Below are 17,806 nucleotides of genomic sequence, written 5' to 3'. Positions count from 1 at the left end.
TATATATTACTTTAGAGGCAGGGTCAAAGCCCTGCCTCTAAAGTAATATAATTTTCTGGAAAGCCTGATATATAACGAAGAAGAGGAAATTCATTATTGAATTTCCTCTTCTTCGTTGGGTGGAAGACCGGACTCGAACCGGCGACATTCAGAACCACAATCTGACGCTCTAACCAACTGAACTACATCCACCATGTTAGCATCTCTCTCAAATGCGATGCAAAGGTAGCGATTCTTTTTAAATCTGCAAACATTTCGCGAACTTTTTTCTTCAAAAAATGTATTCATTAATTCCGCGGTTATGCTTGCGGAAGAGTTCACGCGTGTCATTAATAAAGATTTTCAGGCGGTTACGTTCTTCTGCCGATAAAGAGTCTGTCGGAATACTTGCGGGATATAAAACGTAATTTTTCTTTTTGGAGAGTATGGGGCGTGCCGTCCATACCAGACCATATCCGCAATTACTGACAGATATGCCCGTGCTGTCTTTCATTAATTCGAGTTTAAAGAGCAGTCCGCCGTCTGTTTTACGGGCAGACATGTTCGAAATAAAATTGCCTAAAGAGTAGAGGACTACATTCTGCCGACCGGTGAGGGTATCGGTCCGCAGCTCCATGGGTTGCACTACATGGGGGTGGGAACCGATCACATGGGTAACTCCTTGACTAAGTAGCCAGTCGGCCAGGGAGGTCTGCTCCTTATTGGGCAGTGACTGATATTCGATCCCCCAGTGCATGCAGGCAATCAATACATCCGGATGCAGAGCCTTAGCAGCTTCAATGTCCCGTGTCATGACAGCCTTGTCGATGTAGTTGACTATGTTTGGGTGAGAAACTTTAATGCCGTTGGTGCCGTATGTATAGTTGAGCAGGGCAATCCGAAAGCCGTTCTGTTCCAACAATAGTGGATAGCGTGAAGCGCGGGCCGTACTGTCAGTGTAAGTTCCGGCATAAGGAATTTGTAGCGAATCCAGCATCAGGATAGTTCGTTCCAGCCCTTTTTTGCCCCGGTCGAGACAATGATTATTGGCGGTTATCAATACATCGAAGCCGGCGTCTTTTATGGCGGACAGATATTCGTCGGGAGCACTGAAAGCGGGATAACCCCGGTAAGGTTTTCCTCCGAGAGTTACCTCCAGGTTGCCGATGGCAATGTCTGCTTTACTGATTTCTTCTTTTACCAGTTTAAAGTAGTCCGTGTAGTCGTATCCCTTGGTGGTCCGGGCTGCATCTATCTGTGCCTGATGCTGCATTAAGTCGCCTGCAAAGAGGAGTGTAATCTTCTGCGCAGATATCGTATCGGGCGCCGGGACAGGGACGGGCTGTTCTTGTGCATTGCTGCTGCAAGATACAGAGCAGAAAAACAGGGAAAGAAGAATCAGATGTTTCATAAGCAACAGGTATTAAAGTTCTTTCTGAAGAATGTGTTCCACCTCCTCGGCTGTAGGGTTCACGGCAAGAATGATTCCTTGGGCGTTCACCAGGAAAGTTCCTCCGGCAGCATTCGGTATCCGGTATTTTGACCAGATCTGTTGAACATCATTCAGTTCGATAAGGTTCAGCCAGGGGTAACCGTCTTTCCGTATGGCTTCTCTCATACGGATATCGCTGTTCTGCTCGCGCGCTACGCCGATGACGGTGAATCCACGGTCTTTGTATTTTTCGTAGATGGGAATCAATTGCTTGGAGGCCGTACGGCACGGACCACACCAGGAGGCCCATAGGTCGATTAGAGCCACTTTGCCCCGGATCTGTTCGGACAACTGAACCATGTTGCCGTTCAGGTCGGGAGCGGAGAAGTCGATGAAACGGTTTCCCGCTTTGGGCTGGTTATTGTCGACAAACATTTGCATTTCCCGGGTATAAGGATGTTCGGGATAGCGGGAGGCGTACACTTTTTGAAATGCTTCCAGATAGGGGGTGACGTCTTCGCCTTTCCGTGCGTTCTCCACCTTTATTTTCAAGATGAATAGTCCTAACAGCGAAGGGTGTTGCGAGGCTTGTTCCGTTTCCCAAAGAGTCTTTTTCCGGAAGAGTTGTTCCCTTTCCTTCATCAGTGCTTTTGCTTCTTCTGTGAATGCTTCGCCACTTTCTTCCAGGCGGTCCCTTTCTCTGAAGAACTTGTTCTTTTCTTCGGGATTGTCTTTCACCTGATCGAACTTTTTCCAGAGTGCTTGCATGGCTTCGCTTTCAAAACGTCCGTATTTCTCGAGCGTATCTCTTCGTGCGTTGAGTTCATCGAAACTGAACTTATCCTTCCCTTCCGCTTCAAATTGCCGGAGGGCCGTGGTCAGTGGGTTGAGGGTCTCTATGCGATAGGGTGGGTGTGCGTCTATGGGAGATATGGTGAAAGATACCGTTCCATTCTCTGCGAAGAAAGTGACCGGATACCAACAGCCGTTCAGCAGGTCGTCCCAGCAGATAAGTTCGTAAGCCTTTTCGTGGTCGGTATAGAAGTCGTACTCAAAGATGCCGTTGCGTACCGGTATCGAAATCCACGGGGTACCGTTCGTATTCTTGTTGCTTTCTATGAGTATCAGGCGGCTGGTTTGTGGGCGGTCTGCCATTTTTCCGGTCAGGTGGCAGTGTACTTTCTTTTGGGGGGCAGATGCGTCAAGGCAAATCCCCTCGATCCGGAAGTCCTCTTCATTGTTGCTTTCTGCAAAGTCTATCGTCCGGTCCTGCGGGTCGATAGGGGCAAATTGCAGGATAAACGTCACATTGCCCGAAGCCGGCATGTATACTTGCTTGTCCAGCTCGAAACCTTGCGATCGGACGACAGGGTAATTCTTTCCGCTTTGCACTCCGTGTAGAGAGAGCCCCGAAGCCAGCCGTATCCAATAGTTAGGGCGCGAGTAAGCATCCATATACAAAATGGTAGCTGTGTCATTACGGACGATCCGGCTGATTTCAAGTGCGTCGGTATTTCTTTTTTGATATGAAGGATAGTCGATAGAGAAATTTTGTGCGGTAGCCCATGGGGGACATGCGAAGAGAAGGACGCACAAGCTTGTAGTTTTAAATATCGTATTCATGATGCTAAGGTATTGAAAAATTTTCCGTTCCCCCCCTCTATGAAGAGGGAAACGGAGGAATGGGTTATTGATAGATCGCCTTTTTACCTGCCAGCAGAGTATTCTTCATCAGAGAGACGATGGTCATCGGGCCTACACCTCCCGGAACAGGGGTGATGTAGGAGCATTTCGGGGCCACCTCATCGAACTTCACGTCACCTGTCAGTTTAAAGCCCGATTTCTTGCTGGCATCGGGCACACGAGTGGTACCTACGTCGATAACCACAGCACCCTCTTTCACCATTTCCGCTTTCACGAAGTTGGGTTGTCCCAGTGCGGCGATGATGATATCCGCTTCCCGGCACTCTTTCACCAGATCTTTCGAACGGCTGTGGCATACGGTTACCGTTGCGTCTCCCGGATAGGCCTTCTGCATCATCAGTGCTGCCATCGGCTTACCGACAATGTTACTGCGTCCCAGTACGACGCATTTCTTACCCGAGGTCTCTATCTGATAACGTTTCAGCAGTTCGAGGATGCCGTTCGGGGTAGCTGATACGTAACAAGGCAGTCCGATAGACATACGTCCTACGTTGATCGGATGGAATCCGTCTACATCTTTGCGGTAGTCAATGGTTTCAATTACCTTTTGTTCCGAGATATGTTTCGGTAACGGAAGTTGTACGATGAATCCGTCTATATCTTCGTCATCATTCAGTTCACGTACTTTGGCGAGCAGTTCGTCTTCCGTCACGTCACTTTCGTAACGAATCAGTGACGACTTGAATCCGCACACTTCGCAGGCTTTCACTTTGGCGGCTACATATGTTTCGCTGCCTCCGTCGTGTCCTACGAGGATGGCTGCCAGATGCGGGCGTTTGCCACCCCGGGCTACTATTTCTGCCACTTCGGCTGCAATCTCCTGTTTTACTTGTTCGGAGATGGCTTTTCCATCAATTAGAGTCATTTCTTATCTGTTTATTGGGTTATTTAATATTGAGTACTTCAGTCACTTTCTTTATCATGGCTTCACCCCTGAGGTCACGTGCGATGATTGTTCCGTCCGGTCGGCCATCCCGGCTACGGAAGCAAGCGCCAGAGTGAAGAGAATGTGTTTCATTGATTCAATGTTTTTATGGTATCAGACAAAAGTAATATCATTTACCATCTCCTGTTTTTTGTCAAGAGTAGCTTTATAGATTATTAACAGGAAGAGGGGAGTGGGCGAAAGCAGGGAGGTACTTTTCGGGATAGAGCCTCGGTCCGATACAAGTAGAGCCGGGGTTTTGCCGAAATGCAGTAAGCATTTGGAGGAAATGCAACCGGCATTCGGGAGTATAGCAACCGTCTTCGGAGGCTTAAGCTGCGGGCTGTAGGTTCTCCTTTCGGTCAGGTGCATAAAAAAAGGAGGAACCACGGTTTCCTCCTTTTATTGCATTCTGATTGAATCTATTGAATGATTACATTGACAAAGATACATCATCCCAAAGCCAAAGTCAAGCTTTCGGGACGAAAAGTGCAGTTTTATTTCATCTTCGGCATCATCTTGCCCATTTTGCTGCTGGTTACCATCTTCATCATTTTGCGGGTCTGGTCGAATTGCTTCAGCAAGCGGTTCACTTCCTGGATAGTCGTACCGCTACCTTTGGCGATACGTGTACGGCGCGAGCCATTCAGGATAGCCGGATTGCTGCGCTCTTCCGGAGTCATGGAGTAGATGATGGCTTCAATGCTCTTGAAAGCATTGTCGTCAATGTCGATGTCTTTGATAGCCTTGCCTACACCCGGAATCATCGATGCAAGCTCTTTCAGGTTACCCATCTTTTTGATCTGGCCAATCTGGCTGAGGAAGTCGTTGAAGTCGAACTGGTTCTTGGCAATCTTTTTCTGAAGGCGTTTGGCTTCTTCTTCATCATATTGTTCCTGCGCACGTTCCACCAGCGAAACAATATCACCCATACCTAAGATACGGTCGGCCATACGGGCGGGGTGGAATTGGTCGATGGCATCGAGTTTCTCGCCTGTACCTACAAATTTGATAGGCTTGTTCACAACCGAACGGATAGAGAGGGCGGCACCACCACGGGTGTCACCGTCGAGCTTCGTCAGCACTACGCCGTCGAAATCGAGACGCTCATTAAACTCCTTGGCGGTGTTTACGGCATCCTGACCGGTCATGGAGTCTACCACGAACAAAATTTCGTTCGGTTGGATGGCTTCCTTGATGGCTGCGATTTCATTCATCATCTGCTCGTCGACTGCCAGACGTCCGGCCGTATCGACAATTACCAGGTCGTAACCTTTGGCACGTGCCTCCTTGATGGCGTTTTGAGCTATGGCAACGGGATCTTTGCTGTCGATTTCCGAGTACATCGGTACATCGATTTGTTCGGCTAATACACGAAGCTGTTCGATAGCGGCAGGACGGTAAACGTCACAGGCAACGAGCAACGGGCGCTTGTTCTTCTTGGTTTTCAGCATACGTGCCAGCTTGCCTGAGAAAGTAGTCTTACCCGAACCTTGCAGACCGGACATCAGGATGACTGCCGGTTGGCCTTTGGTATCTATCTCGACAGTCTCTCCACCCATCAGTTGAGTCAGCTCGTCGTGAACGATCTTCACCATCAATTGGCTTGGTTTTACGGCTGTGAGCACGTTTTGTCCCAATGCTTTTTCCTTCACCGTATCCGTGAAGCCTTTGGCTACTTTATAGTTAACGTCGGCATCGAGCAGTGCCTTGCGCACGTCTTTCAGGGTTTCTGCTACGTTGATTTCGGTGATTTTGCCTTCACCTTTCAGAATCTTAAACGACCTTTCGAGTCTTTCGCTTAAATTGTCGAACATATCTTTGAATTATGAATTACTAATGATGTGTAAAATCTACCACGGATTACACGGATTAACACGGATTTTGTATTTGAAATAGAGAGTATCTGTGCTAATCTGTGTAATCTGTGGTGAAATCAGCCGCAAATGTACAAAAATCTCTTGTACTTTATATCTTTTTGTTCTGCCATTTTGCTTTTTTGAAGTAAATATAGCTTGTGGCGAGCAACAGTGTATAGTACAGTATCTCAATTGTAAAGCACCATTCGATGGGAGCTTTTACCCACATTCCGATGAAAATGATATACGATCCGTAGATTGCGATGGTGATGGCTTCGAGCATCAGTGCCGCCTGAGTGTTGCCTGTGCCCGATATGCCGTTGAATACCACATTGGCTACCGAAGCAATCAGCATGGCCGCGCAGATAACGTATACCGATGGTACGGATTCATTGATCAGCGCTGCCTCGTTGGTGTATACCGAAAGCAATGCCTGTGGGAAAAGGGCGGTTACGATGACCAGTCCCAGCATGATCAGGAAAGAGAAACGCCCGATTTTGTTTATCAGGGGCATCACGTGTTCGATGCCTCCCGCGCCGATGGCGTTGCTCACCAGGCTGTTGGTGGTGGTTGCCAGTGCATTTACCGGAATCAACATGACGATGTAGATACTTCGTACGATGTTGGCAATGGCGAGTTCACGCTGTCCCAACCTTTCCACAGCCACGAAGAAAATGAACCAGGTGGCCATTGACAGAAAATACTGCAACATGGTGAAGCACGATATGCTGAGGATGCGCATCAGCAAAGCCGGGTCGAACGAGCGTAAACGGTTGAGACCGTATCTTTTCAGGTCGACGGTGATATACGTATAAATCAGGAAGAACAGCAGAGAAGCCGCTTCGGCTATTACCGAGGCGATGGCGGCTCCTTTGATGCCCATCTCCGGCAATCCGAAGTGTCCGAATATCAGGGCATAGTCCAGTACCACATTGGTCAGAGCCATTACTACCGCATTGATGGTAAGTACCTTGGTGCGGGTGATTCCGATATAGAGTGCCCGGAACATGACGTTGACAAACGAGAAGAAAAAGCCGAAAATGCGCCAGTCGAGAAATTCCATCGTGGCGTCATAAATGCTTTCGGAAGATACCAGCAGGCGCATGATGTTGCCACCGAATGCTTTGGTAAAGCCGAAAAGCAGAAGAGCCATGGCAAGCAGGAACAAGACTCCCTGGATCATGACAGGCCCCACGTCGGTATAACGCGCTTCACCGTTGCGGCGGGCAATGACGATCTGTGAACCGGTGCTGAATCCGAAGGCAATGGTGAAAATACAAATATAGAAAAGCCCGCCCATGGCAGAGGCACCAAGAGCTATCTCACTGACGCGTCCCAGAAAGGCGGTGTCGGTGACATTTATGACATTTTGCGCAAGCAAGCTCAGGAGAATCGGGTAACTGACACTCCAGATCTGTTTGTTGGTATACATAAATAAGGATTTTAGTTTGCAGGCCGCAAAGATACAACTTTCTGCAGAAGTTGACGAGCCACCGGGAAAAGAAGTCAATTTTTTCCCAACGGATAGGTGAAGAGGATGGTCGGTTTTTCGCCTGCGTTTGCCTGTACTTTATAGCTTCCTCCGAAATACTCCAGCAACAACCGGTTAATTTCGTGGCGGATGTATACCTCCTGTGAGGCAAATCTTTCGTCGGCCAACGGGGAGTTAATGATGCGGAAACGGATCATGTTCTTTTCTGTGTCATGGGTCACTTTGAAGTCGATCTCCCGTTTTTCTTCACACTTCTGCGGATAAGTTAAAGTACTCAGCAGCGCTTGGCTGAAACGGGTCGTATCGATACGGATGTCCAGGCCGGGGGCTGTTTCGTTTCCGAGCCGGATACAGATGTTCTCTTCGTTGCGCATATGCGCCATGTAGAGAGCTTCGTTACAGAGTTCGGTTAGTCCGTATTCCTGAATATTGAACTTCATCATGCCTGCTTCAAGCCGCGATAAATCGAGTACATCATTGACCAGGCGCATCAACTCTTCCGAATTTTTCTGGATGATGGAGGAGTATTCTTTCCGGACTTCGTCGGTCATGTTGGATTCGGAAGCTATCAGTTGCGAGAAGCCCACTACGCCGTTCAGCGGGATACGGATGTGGTAACTCATGTTCGACAAAAAGCGGTTCTTCATCTCGTTGGCTTCTTCTGCCATGCGGGTTGCCTTCCGTGTCTCTTTTTCCGATAGCTCCAATGCTTTACGAACGTGCGAGATACGAAGCATGAAGACAATCAGGATTGTCAGGACAATGCTGACAATGACCAAAGCCGTCAGTTGGATATCGCTTTTCAACTGTTCTTCTTCCAAAGCTACTTTGTCGATATTGTATTTGGCCTTTATCTGCTGCATCTGTTTATCGAAAATAGTCGTTTCGATGGAGTCTTTCAGGTGGAGTGTCCCGATATACAACGGAAGAGCTTCCGCACTCCGCCCGGCTTCTACCAGAAGATCGGCTTTAGACAGCTGCTGGTGGATATAATTGCTGTTCCGGTCTTCCTGTAATAAAATGACGGTAGAGTCAATCTTCGCAAGTGCTTTGTCATACTCTTTTCGAGTTCGGTAATAAGCTGCATAGGCATCGTAATAGAGCACCCGGTACATGAAGAAAGTATTGGGAGTAAGATATTTCCCGGCTTTTTCCAGGCTTTCGTGTGCCTGTTCCGATTGGCCGGTATTCAGATAATAATAGGTGTAGTACACCTCACCGAACAGATAAACATCATAAAATGCCTCTTTGAGCATCGGGTTTGTGGCAGTGTGCTGTTGCAAAGTCTCTTTTAACTTTCCGAGGTATTCGGACAGCTGTTTGTTGTTCTGTTTATCCTTGGCTACCGCAATCAGTTGGCAAAGGATCGAGATCCGTACCACGGCATTGTCTGTTCGCGAAGATAGTTGATAGGCTTCTTCCAATGCTTTCATTCCCTCGTCCCATCGCTCCGTGCCGATATAGGCATTGCCCAGACATTGTTTGGCTCCGATCAGTCCGCGGACACAGTCCACTTTCTTTGCCCTTTCGAACATCTGGTTTGCCTCGTTGATGGCAAGTTCATACTGCTCTTCATAAGTGTAGAGGTCTGTCTGGAAGCGGAGAGCGTCGAAATACAGATCCCAGGTTTTCGACTTCCGGGCATAAGGCTCCATAATGTCCAGCCATTTCTTTACACTGTCCCGGTTGCTTTGGTTATAATAGTACACTGTGTGCAGATAGGCGGCTATGGTGTTGTATTTATCGTTATTCTGTAGAGTTGCTTCTTCTCTCAGCAGGTTTGAATATGTGATACATTTCGGTGTCAACTGTTCTATTTGTGCCAGTTTCTTGAGCATTTCCAGACGTGTGGAATCATGCGGAAGTGTCTGTGCCACCCGATACAGGCTGTCGGCTTCTGTTTGTCCGTCCGCGTACGCTCCTGAGGCCAGACAACAGCATGCAATAAGGATCAGCATGAATCGTTTCATCCTTCTGCCTCCTCTTCTTTTGTGGGTCCGATGGGGTGTGTAAACCGGAAGCGTGCACCTCCGGTGTACTCCGGGTCAATCCATATCTTTCCTCCGATTTGTTCGATGATAAGCTGGCAAATGGAGAGTCCCAGTCCTGTTCCCTGTGCCCCTTCATTCAGCTTTTCGAAACGATTGAATATCTGATTCTGTTTTTCCGGGGGGATGCCGCATCCGGTATCCGTTACTGTGAACAGGGCCATGGTCTCTGACTCTTTCTCCAGTGTCAGGGTGATGTTGCCTTCGGTGGTGAATTTGGTGGCATTGATCAGCAGATTGATCAATACCTGTTGCAGACGTGATTCGTCGGTACGCAAAGTCAGTTTGTCCAGTGAAGTGATGAAACTGACTCCGGCCTGGGTTTGTTTCACCTTTTCTACAGTATCGATTACGTTGCGGCATGTATTGACTGCGTCACATTCCTTAAAGTTGAAAGTCAACTTACCCGGGTCGAGACTCGACAGATCTATCACGTCATTGATCAGCTTTAACAGCAGCTCGGAATTCTGCTGGATGATGTCGTTGCATTGACGTCGTGTATCATTGTCGATAGACTCTTCGGTCAGGATGGACGAAAATCCGGAAAGGGCATTCAGCGGTGTCCGTATTTCGTGGCTCATATTGGATAGGAACAGGCTTTTGGTATGTATGGCGTTTTCGGCATACTTGCGTGCAATCTCCAACTCTTCTTTGGAATGGAGAAGGCGGTTGGCTTCCTGCCGGATGCGGACGATCAGCAACAAAATAAGCACTAATATGAAAATGGAAGCTATGATAACCCACAGGGTGATCTGGTTGCGTTGTATCTGGTTCCGGATTTCCATCTGGTCTATCTGGTACATGCCTCTCAGGTCATTGATTTGCCGGGCATAACTCAAAGCGTTCAGCGAGTCTTTTTGTTCGTTGGCCTTTTGGTAGATCAGGCAGGCTTCTTCTGTCCTTCCCATCTTAGTCAGTAGCTGCGCACACTCCAACTGCAATCCGATGTGTTTGTTGGGAGCGGGTGCTTTAGAGGTATTTATCAGGCGTTCATATTGTTGCAAGGCGAGTCCATACTCACCGATAGCCTGGTAGTATTGTCCCAATATGTAGTTAAAGATACTGCGGAGATAGAGGAATTTCAATTGGTCACTGATTTTCCTTGCTTCGTCCAAACTGGCTTTTCCTTTCTCCGGATTGCCTGCTTCAATGTCATAGTAAGCTTTACACGTACATAAAAAAAAGTGGAATGTAGGAATTGGAGTGGCGGTATGCAGGTTCTCGAATCTTTTCAGATAGGTACGTGCTTCGTCCATGTGTGATGTCTGGATCAGGGTCAGAATGAATTTCGGAAGTATTTCCTGTTCGAGGATTTCGCTGCCCGGTATCTTGTCCAGCAATTCCAGGGCTTCCTTATAGGATTCAATGGCAGGTTCCTGCATGTTGGCGTTGAGGTAAGCATCCCCGATGGCGCGGCTGGAAAGGGCAATGCCGATGGGGTAATTCAGTTCTTTGGCTTCCTTGTACATCTGGCGGGCATGGTCGATGGCCATGTTCATGTCTCCGCGTGTGGCATAGGCAGTCGCAATAAGCTGTTTCAACTGGAAGAGGGTTTTGTACTCTTTCTGTTTTTTCAGGATAGGAGCCAGTTCATGACCCCATTGGATGATACTGTCGTTGGGAGCTTCTTTACTATAATTGAGGCTGTTGTCAATCAGGTTTTGGAGTGCTGACACGTGCATTGTTGCTTTATTGGCAGCATGTGTAGTGACAGAGTATAGGGTTACTACTGCTATAAACGTTATATTAATAAACTTTCCCACAGTAATTGTTGTACTTCCGGTGTTTGTTTTATGCTTGTTTATGATGCATGTAGTGCAAAGCTAAATAAAAAGAGTGAGAATCAAACAGAATCTCACTCTTTTTTTTATGTTTTGTTCACAAAAGGACTTTTTTAACTGTTCATGCTCATCAGGAACTCGTCGTTGTCTTTGGTTTTTTCCAGTCGGTCTTTTACAAAGTCCATTGCTTCGATCGGGTTCATATCCGACAGGTACTTGCGCAGGATCCACATGCGGTCCAGTGTCTGTTTGTCGAGCAGCAGATCGTCGCGGCGTGTGCTCGATGCCACAATGTTGACAGCCGGGAAGATACGCTTGTTGCTCAGGTTGCGGTCGAGCTGCAACTCCATGTTACCTGTACCCTTGAACTCTTCGAAGATCACTTCGTCCATCTTAGAACCGGTGTCGATCAGGGCGGTAGCGATGATTGTGAGCGAACCTCCGTTTTCGATGTTACGGGCTGCTCCGAAGAAACGTTTCGGTTTGTGAAGTGCGTTTGCATCCACACCACCCGAAAGTACCTTACCCGATGCCGGAGATACAGTGTTGTATGCACGTGCCAGACGTGTAATCGAGTCGAGGAAGATAACTACGTCGTGTCCGCACTCTACCAGTCTTTTGGCCTTCTCAAGAACGATGCCGGCTATTTTTACGTGGCGTTCGGCGGGTTCGTCGAATGTAGAAGCAATCACTTCGGCATTGACGCTGCGGGCCATGTCGGTAACTTCTTCCGGGCGCTCGTCAATCAGCAGCATAATCATATATACTTCCGGATGATTGGCAGCAATGGCATTGGCAATTTCTTTCATCAGGATGGTCTTACCCGTCTTAGGCTGGGCTACGATCAGTGCACGCTGTCCTTTACCAATGGGCGAGAAGAGGTCTACCACACGTGCCGACATGGAGTCGGAATAGCCGCCTTTGCAAAGCTTGAACTTTTCGTCCGGGAAAAGCGGAGTAAGGTGGTCGAACGGCACACGGTCACGCACGAAAGCAGCGTCACGTCCGTTGATTTTAGAAACCTTCACCAATGGGAAGTATTTCTCACCCTCTTTGGGCGGACGGATTACACCTTCTACTACATCACCGGTTTTCAGTCCGAATAGTTTGATTTGTGATTGAGATACATAGATATCGTCCGGTGAAGAGAGGTAGTTGTAATCTGATGAACGGAGGAATCCGTAGCCATCCTGCATGATTTCCAATACACCGGTTCCGGTGAGGATATCATCGAATTCGTATGGTTTTTCGCGTTCAATCACACGGCGTTCCTGAACAGGAGCGGGCTCAGTTGCATTTTGTTGCGGCATGGGACGTTGTTGTACAGGAGGACGCTGGTTGTTGTTGCGCTGATTGTTATTATTGTTGTTATTATTGTTATTGCTGTAATTGTTGTTGTCGCGTGGGCGAATGACACGGGGACGTTGAGGTTGTGCAGCCGGTTCGGGAGTGGTGGTTACCGGTTCTGTTTTTGTTGATTCGAATTTGCCGAATAATTCGGTAGGCAGTTCTACTTTTTCTGAAGGCAGATCTTCGATGGGGATAAAATCATCATCTGCATCCATATCCGAGAGGATTGAGCTTTCTTCGTCTACAACGGTTGGTTTCGGTTTGAGGATCGGTTTGCTGATAGGGCGTTTTTCCGTTTCCGGTTGAGCAGCCGGCTTTTCTTCCTGTACCGCTGGGGCTGTTACAGGTTTGTCTGCTGTAACCTCTGCAGGTTTGGTTTCTGCTTCCACTGCGTTTTTGCGGGGACGTCCCGGTTTCTTTTTCGGAGTGGCATAAGGGGTCACCTTTATCGATTCTGCCGGAGTGGCGCTCGTTTCAGTACTCATCTCTTTAGTTGCTTCCTTAGTCGGTTCTGTTGTCTTAGCTTGTGCTTTGGTTGCAGGTGCGTTGGCATCTGTCTTGGTCAGTTCACCATTTTTGGTAGAAGAGAAAACCTTGTCGGCGTTTTCCTTCTTTACTGTCACTCGAGAGCGTTTTTTCTTGTCTTCTTTACGTTCCTCTTTAAGTTTGTCAGCTGCTACTTTTTTAGTAGCTCCGGCTATAGCTTGTTCATCAAGGATTTTGTAGACAAGTTCTTCTTTCTTAAGTGAGTCTGTTTTTTTGATACCCAGTTCCTGGGCAATAGTTTGTAGTTCCGACAAATTTTTGTCGTTCAATTGGATAATGTTATACATACAGTATATGTGAGTTATTTAATATTTTAATTTTATTTGTTGAAATACGTACGGCCGAAGCTACGACGCAATGGCCGGAAGCTTAACAAACGCAACAGTTTTTATATGATGAATTTGGGATGTTTTGTTGAATCGGAAATCCGAGTTTCGTCTCCCGTTGGAGGATTATCGGAATGTTTCAACGCCGCAAAGATAATAAATAAATTTGGTTTTTATGATCGTTTACTCTTTTTTTCTTCATAAAAGTGTACCTTTGTTGCACAAAACATAACTATTATGACAGCAAACGAAGTCCATCTGATTTATTTCTCGCCTACCCACACCTCAAAACAAGTTGGAGAGGCAATTGTTCGTGGAACTGGAATAACAAATGTGATAAACACGAATTTAACACAACAGGCAGCTCAGGATTTAGTAATTACCGAATCTGCGTTAGCCATTATTGTCGTACCTGTATATGGAGGGCGTGTGGCTCCTCTGGCCATGGATCGTCTGGCAAGTGTACGCGGGAATAATACTCCGGCAGTTATCGTGGTGGTATATGGTAATCGCGCTTATGAAAAATCGTTGATGGAACTTGATTATTGGGCTATTCAACAGGGATTTAAGGTGATTGCCGGTGCAACCTTCATCGGAGAACATTCATATAGTACAGAGAAATATCCCGTAGCTGCCGGACGTCCTGATGAACGTGATCTTACTTTGGCAGCTGATTTTGGAAAGCAGATCTCGGATAAAATAGCATCTGCTGCCGAGCCGGAGAAGCTGTATGCAGTGGATGTCCGTAAAATCCGGCGTCCGCGCCAGCCTTTCTTTCCGCTGTTCCGTTTTTTGCGAAAGGTGATTGCTTTGCGTAAGAGCGGTGTCCCACTTCCGCGTACTCCTTGGGTAGAAGACGAATCCTTGTGTACTCATTGTGGTGCATGTGCGAAGATGTGTCCCGTGAGTGCTATTATAAAAGGTGACGAGTTGAATACGGATGCCGAACGCTGCATTAAATGCTGTGCCTGTGTAAAGGGGTGTCCTCAGAAAGCAAGAGTATACGATACTCCGTTTGCCGTGCTGCTGTCACAATGCTTTGTTAAGCAGAAAGATCCTTGTACATTGCTTTAAAAAGGTCGGAGCACTGACTTTTAATCTTAATTTCCTCATTTTCCGGTTGGGTGTATCAGTGCTCTTCATTAACATTGTTAACGCCCTCTTCCGGCCATTTTATTCTTAGATGCAAATAACAAGTCTTTTGCATTTAAAACACTTGTTATTTGCATCCAAAGAACAAACTTTAACTCTGTGTTAAAGCAAAGCTTTTACCGACAGGAATCTTGTACATTAAAAGCGCTGTGTTTTAGTTTTTTAAGTACGCTCTTTGCTTCTTTGTTTCACTGAATCCCTTTCAGACCAAAAGTCTGGATACTTGCTTTTTTGTCAACTACAAATCGGAGACTAACACTTCCTGCTATCTTCTTTTCGCCTTGTTTAGCGCCGCTATCAGATACCTTCCTTTTGCCCCTATGTCACTCCAGCAAGTGTTGGCAATCAGCCGCCACACCGTCGTTCCCTTCCTTCCATAGTCCGACAGCCTGAGTATGGAGTTTACTTCCCCAGTGTCGGTAATGCTCAATCTCTTCAGCGTGTCCATCAGTCCCGGATAATTGTGTGTCATCGTATTGAAGGCGTATCCCGGTATCGGAAGAGAAGCGGAATCCTCCTTCCTTTCTTCCTCCTTCCCCTCGGGGGGAGCTGAGGGGGGTAATTCTTTATTTTCCTTTGCTTTACTTTGCTTTACTTTACTTTGTCCGGAATTGCATGCATTTTTTGCGTCAACGGCTACATGATGTACTACATTTTTCGGGTTAACAGGTGTTTTTTCCCCTTTGAACAGCTCCGGTTGCTGAATTTCCTGTGTTATAGAAGGAGTATCGGGTTTTCTGTTTTCCTTTTCCGGTTTTACTATCAGGTAGGGGAGTTCCGACAGTTCTCTCTTCCTTCGCTTCGTTGCCTCCAGCCATACCTTTTGTATGTTTTCTGAAGTCAGTATTCCGTTTTCCCGATAACTGTTTCTGTCCAGTATCCCTTTGATAAAGAGAATTTCGATAATTCCCTGCACCTCCTCGGCCTGCACTTCCCTTCCTGCCTTGTTGGCAAAGATCAGGCACTGCTCCTCATCCCACCGTATGAAGTATCCCTCCTTGTATATTTTGCAAAGGAGCTTCAGTACGATTGCGGGGCCTTTGATTCCGTATTTTGCCTCTATCACTTCCATTGCGTTCTCTTCCATGAAGTTTACGCCCATCGGGAAATAGTTGATCCCGTCGTATGCTATTGCCATTGTATTTTCAAATTAATCGTTTGTACTTTCAATAAAACATTCATCACAAATTACCCCGGATTCCCAAAGACGTTTTCACTTGATTCCTCAAAATAGAAATCATTCATCTGTGAAAATCCGTGTAATTCTGTGGTGCCCACCCTATGCCATCGGCCTCCATTCCATGAAGTTCTCCACCTGGAACGTTGTCCACCGCTGTTCGTCCACATTCCAGTAGACTACGGCGCCTTCTATTTTTGTGGGATCATACTTCTTGTGGAATTCCGCTTCGTAATAGATCAGTGTCGCCTTCACCAGCCTGAAGTCTCCGTTCTGCTTCTGATAAGCAATAACTGCGTGCCCGTATTGCAAGTGGTCTGTTAACTCTTCCAGGCGTTCCGCCATCCATTCCGCACACTGCTCGGTATATCCTTTCTCAAAGACAATCCGTTTCTTCCATCTCAGTTTCATGGCTTCACTCTGTGATGCCGGTCTTTTTTTCCGTTTCATACGTATATTTTTTAAGTTGATAAAATGTTATCGCCACGAAGATAGGGGGCGTTTCATGTAAGACGGATTATGATAATTCATTGTGCGTATTTTTGCGGATGATGGCTTTGTGCGGTTTGTCTTTTTCCATTTCTTCCCAAATGCTGCTGATATAGACTAATATTGAACTGATGGATAATGGTTTAAATACTCCGTTTTTAATATTTCCGATTAGTCTTTTTTCATTGATGTAGCGTGCGAGTGAAGCCTGACATGTATTGATATTTTGTATATTCGCATCCTCTATGTAGGATTCTATCAACGCTTTGATAAGTTCTCCTTTATGCGAAATTATTCCACGTATCGGTATTCCTTTCTTTCTGCCTCTTGTTTCTTTAACTGGTTCTGTATTAGATTGTTGTGTTTTGCTGATGGCGTTTTTTTACACTTTTGTCTGCAATCTGAAATAATCCTTTTTCTTTGTCCATAATTTCTTTTATTTTGTTAATAATTAAATGTTGTTAATTTGTTGCAAAGGTAGAAAGGAATATATCGGTAGGCAAGTAAAGATGGAATTAAAGAGAAAATGAACGCTTCTGATTGGATAACTATTTGGTATATAGTATGATATTAATTGAAAAAGCGAGTGTTTCAATAGACGTTCGTTTAATTGAACGCAAAGATAGAGGGTATTTTTAGAACTACAAAATGTTTAATAAAAAAAATGATTTTCCTCTTTCGCTTATCACATTAATGGGCTAATATATAGTTGTTTATGAATTAATAAAAAACTATTTATTATCTGTCTGATTTTGTTTATCTTCTGTTTTTGATTTGTTTACAAAAATGGTGTTTCAAAAGACGAACGTTTAAAAATACGTTTTTTTAGTGTAATTCGTTTGTTTATAGTTTCTTACCAGACAGGTAATGAGTAACTACAAGAAACTGTGGCAAGAGAGTACAAAGCTTGCCGTATATTACATAAAGTACTCGCAAGTGATTGAATTTCAAGTATGTGCAAGAAGTTCAAAGCCCCGGGAGAATGTCCTTTTCTGAAATAATCGAATAATGGAAGTGGAGAAAGAGACCGAAATATGGTTCGCTATGCGTGCCACCTACCGTCGTGAGACTGACGCTATGCAGTTGCTTGCGAAGGAGAACTTGGGCTGTTTTGTCCCTATGCAATACAAGATAAGTATAAAGAAAGGGAAAAAAGTCCGTGTCTTGGTTCCTATCATTCACAATCTGATTTTTATTCACGCTTGTCCTTCCGAAGTGAAGCGTGTCAAGTCTATGGTTGCTTATTTACAGTATATCACCGATACCCGTAGCGGCAAGAAGATAATTATCCCCGACAATGAAATGCAGCGCTTCATCGCTGTAGCCGGCACCTACAGTGACCACCTCTTATATTTTCAACCCGATGAACTCAACCTGTCCAAAGGCACCAAAGTCCGTATTACGGGTGGTGACTTCGAGGGTCAGGAAGGTGTTTTCCTGAAAGTGAAAGGCGCTCGGGATCGTCGCGTGGTCATTGCCATACAAGGTGTCATAGCAGTTGCCATGGCCACCATTCATCCTGATCTTATAGAAGTAATCAAATAAT

13 protein-coding genes and 1 tRNA gene are annotated in these 17,806 nt (G+C 46.2%); 2 read left to right on the top strand and 12 right to left on the bottom strand.

The window, feature by feature from the left end:
- Positions 1 to 117: 117 nt before the first annotated feature.
- The 9 genes from G7Y45_RS16965 to rho all read right to left on the bottom strand — a co-directional run bounded on the left by G7Y45_RS16965 (position 118) and on the right by rho (position 13,403).
- Positions 118 to 193, bottom strand: a tRNA-His gene (locus tag G7Y45_RS16965).
- 78 nt (positions 194 to 271) lie between these two features.
- Complete coding sequence (locus tag G7Y45_RS16960; protein WP_005780417.1) at positions 272 to 1,390, bottom strand: CapA family protein; 1,119 nt, start codon at positions 1,388 to 1,390, stop codon at positions 272 to 274.
- A 12-nt stretch (positions 1,391 to 1,402) separates the two neighbouring features.
- Positions 1,403 to 3,034 (bottom strand): TlpA disulfide reductase family protein, encoded by a 1,632-nt coding sequence (locus tag G7Y45_RS16955; RefSeq protein WP_165015693.1) that lies wholly within the window; start codon positions 3,032 to 3,034, stop codon positions 1,403 to 1,405.
- Positions 3,035 to 3,098: 64 nt separating this feature from the next.
- On the bottom strand, positions 3,099 to 3,980 hold the full coding sequence (gene folD, locus G7Y45_RS16950) for a bifunctional methylenetetrahydrofolate dehydrogenase/methenyltetrahydrofolate cyclohydrolase FolD (protein ID WP_005807539.1): 882 nt from the start codon (positions 3,978 to 3,980) through the stop codon (positions 3,099 to 3,101).
- 557 nt (positions 3,981 to 4,537) lie between these two features.
- On the bottom strand, positions 4,538 to 5,857 hold the full coding sequence (ffh, locus tag G7Y45_RS16945; protein WP_005780411.1) for a signal recognition particle protein: 1,320 nt from the start codon (positions 5,855 to 5,857) through the stop codon (positions 4,538 to 4,540).
- A 151-nt stretch (positions 5,858 to 6,008) separates the two neighbouring features.
- Positions 6,009 to 7,331, bottom strand: coding sequence for an MATE family efflux transporter (locus tag G7Y45_RS16940; protein WP_032540090.1), 1,323 nt, complete (start codon positions 7,329 to 7,331; stop codon positions 6,009 to 6,011).
- Positions 7,332 to 7,405: 74 nt separating this feature from the next.
- Positions 7,406 to 9,361 (bottom strand): HAMP domain-containing sensor histidine kinase, encoded by a 1,956-nt coding sequence (locus tag G7Y45_RS16935; protein WP_165015696.1) that lies wholly within the window; start codon positions 9,359 to 9,361, stop codon positions 7,406 to 7,408.
- The gene (locus G7Y45_RS16930; protein ID WP_222618891.1) at positions 9,358 to 11,121 is read right to left on the bottom strand and encodes an ATP-binding protein; all 1,764 of its coding nucleotides are present in this window, start codon (positions 11,119 to 11,121) and stop codon (positions 9,358 to 9,360) included. The genes G7Y45_RS16935 and G7Y45_RS16930 overlap by 4 nt, the downstream gene beginning before the upstream one ends.
- A 212-nt stretch (positions 11,122 to 11,333) precedes the next feature.
- Positions 11,334 to 13,403 carry a transcription termination factor Rho gene (gene rho / locus G7Y45_RS16925; RefSeq protein ID WP_032531699.1) on the bottom strand — a complete coding sequence of 690 codons (2,070 nt, stop codon included), beginning with the start codon at positions 13,401 to 13,403 and terminating at the stop codon, positions 11,334 to 11,336.
- A gap of 276 nt (positions 13,404 to 13,679) precedes the next feature.
- Here rho and G7Y45_RS16920 point away from each other — a divergent pair, with 276 nt between their 5' ends.
- Positions 13,680 to 14,516, top strand: a complete 837-nt coding sequence (locus tag G7Y45_RS16920) for a 4Fe-4S binding protein (protein ID WP_005807526.1) — start codon at positions 13,680 to 13,682, stop codon at positions 14,514 to 14,516.
- A 343-nt stretch (positions 14,517 to 14,859) separates the two neighbouring features.
- Here G7Y45_RS16920 and G7Y45_RS16915 read toward each other — a convergent pair whose 3' ends face one another.
- The 3 genes from G7Y45_RS16915 to G7Y45_RS16905 form a co-directional block, all read right to left on the bottom strand.
- Positions 14,860 to 15,732: a DUF4373 domain-containing protein gene (locus G7Y45_RS16915; RefSeq protein WP_165015702.1), complete on the bottom strand. Its 873-nt coding sequence runs from the start codon at positions 15,730 to 15,732 to the stop codon at positions 14,860 to 14,862.
- Between the two features lie 141 nt (positions 15,733 to 15,873).
- Complete coding sequence (locus G7Y45_RS16910) at positions 15,874 to 16,221, bottom strand: SH3 beta-barrel fold-containing protein (RefSeq protein WP_032531700.1); 348 nt, start codon at positions 16,219 to 16,221, stop codon at positions 15,874 to 15,876.
- 67 nt (positions 16,222 to 16,288) lie between these two features.
- Positions 16,289 to 16,522, bottom strand: coding sequence for a hypothetical protein (locus tag G7Y45_RS16905; protein WP_005780393.1), 234 nt, complete (start codon positions 16,520 to 16,522; stop codon positions 16,289 to 16,291).
- Positions 16,523 to 17,268: 746 nt separating this feature from the next.
- Here G7Y45_RS16905 and upgY point away from each other — a divergent pair.
- Positions 17,269 to 17,805, top strand: a complete 537-nt coding sequence (upgY, locus tag G7Y45_RS16900) for a capsular polysaccharide transcription antiterminator UpgY (RefSeq protein WP_005807520.1) — start codon at positions 17,269 to 17,271, stop codon at positions 17,803 to 17,805.
- The last annotated feature ends 1 nt before the right edge of the window (position 17,806 follow it).

The organism is Bacteroides sp. ZJ-18, from assembly GCF_011038705.2.
GTDB lineage: Bacteria > Bacteroidota > Bacteroidia > Bacteroidales > Bacteroidaceae > Bacteroides > Bacteroides hominis.
The sequence above is the reverse complement of the archived record's forward strand: the minus strand, read 5'-3'. Positions and strand labels throughout refer to the sequence as shown.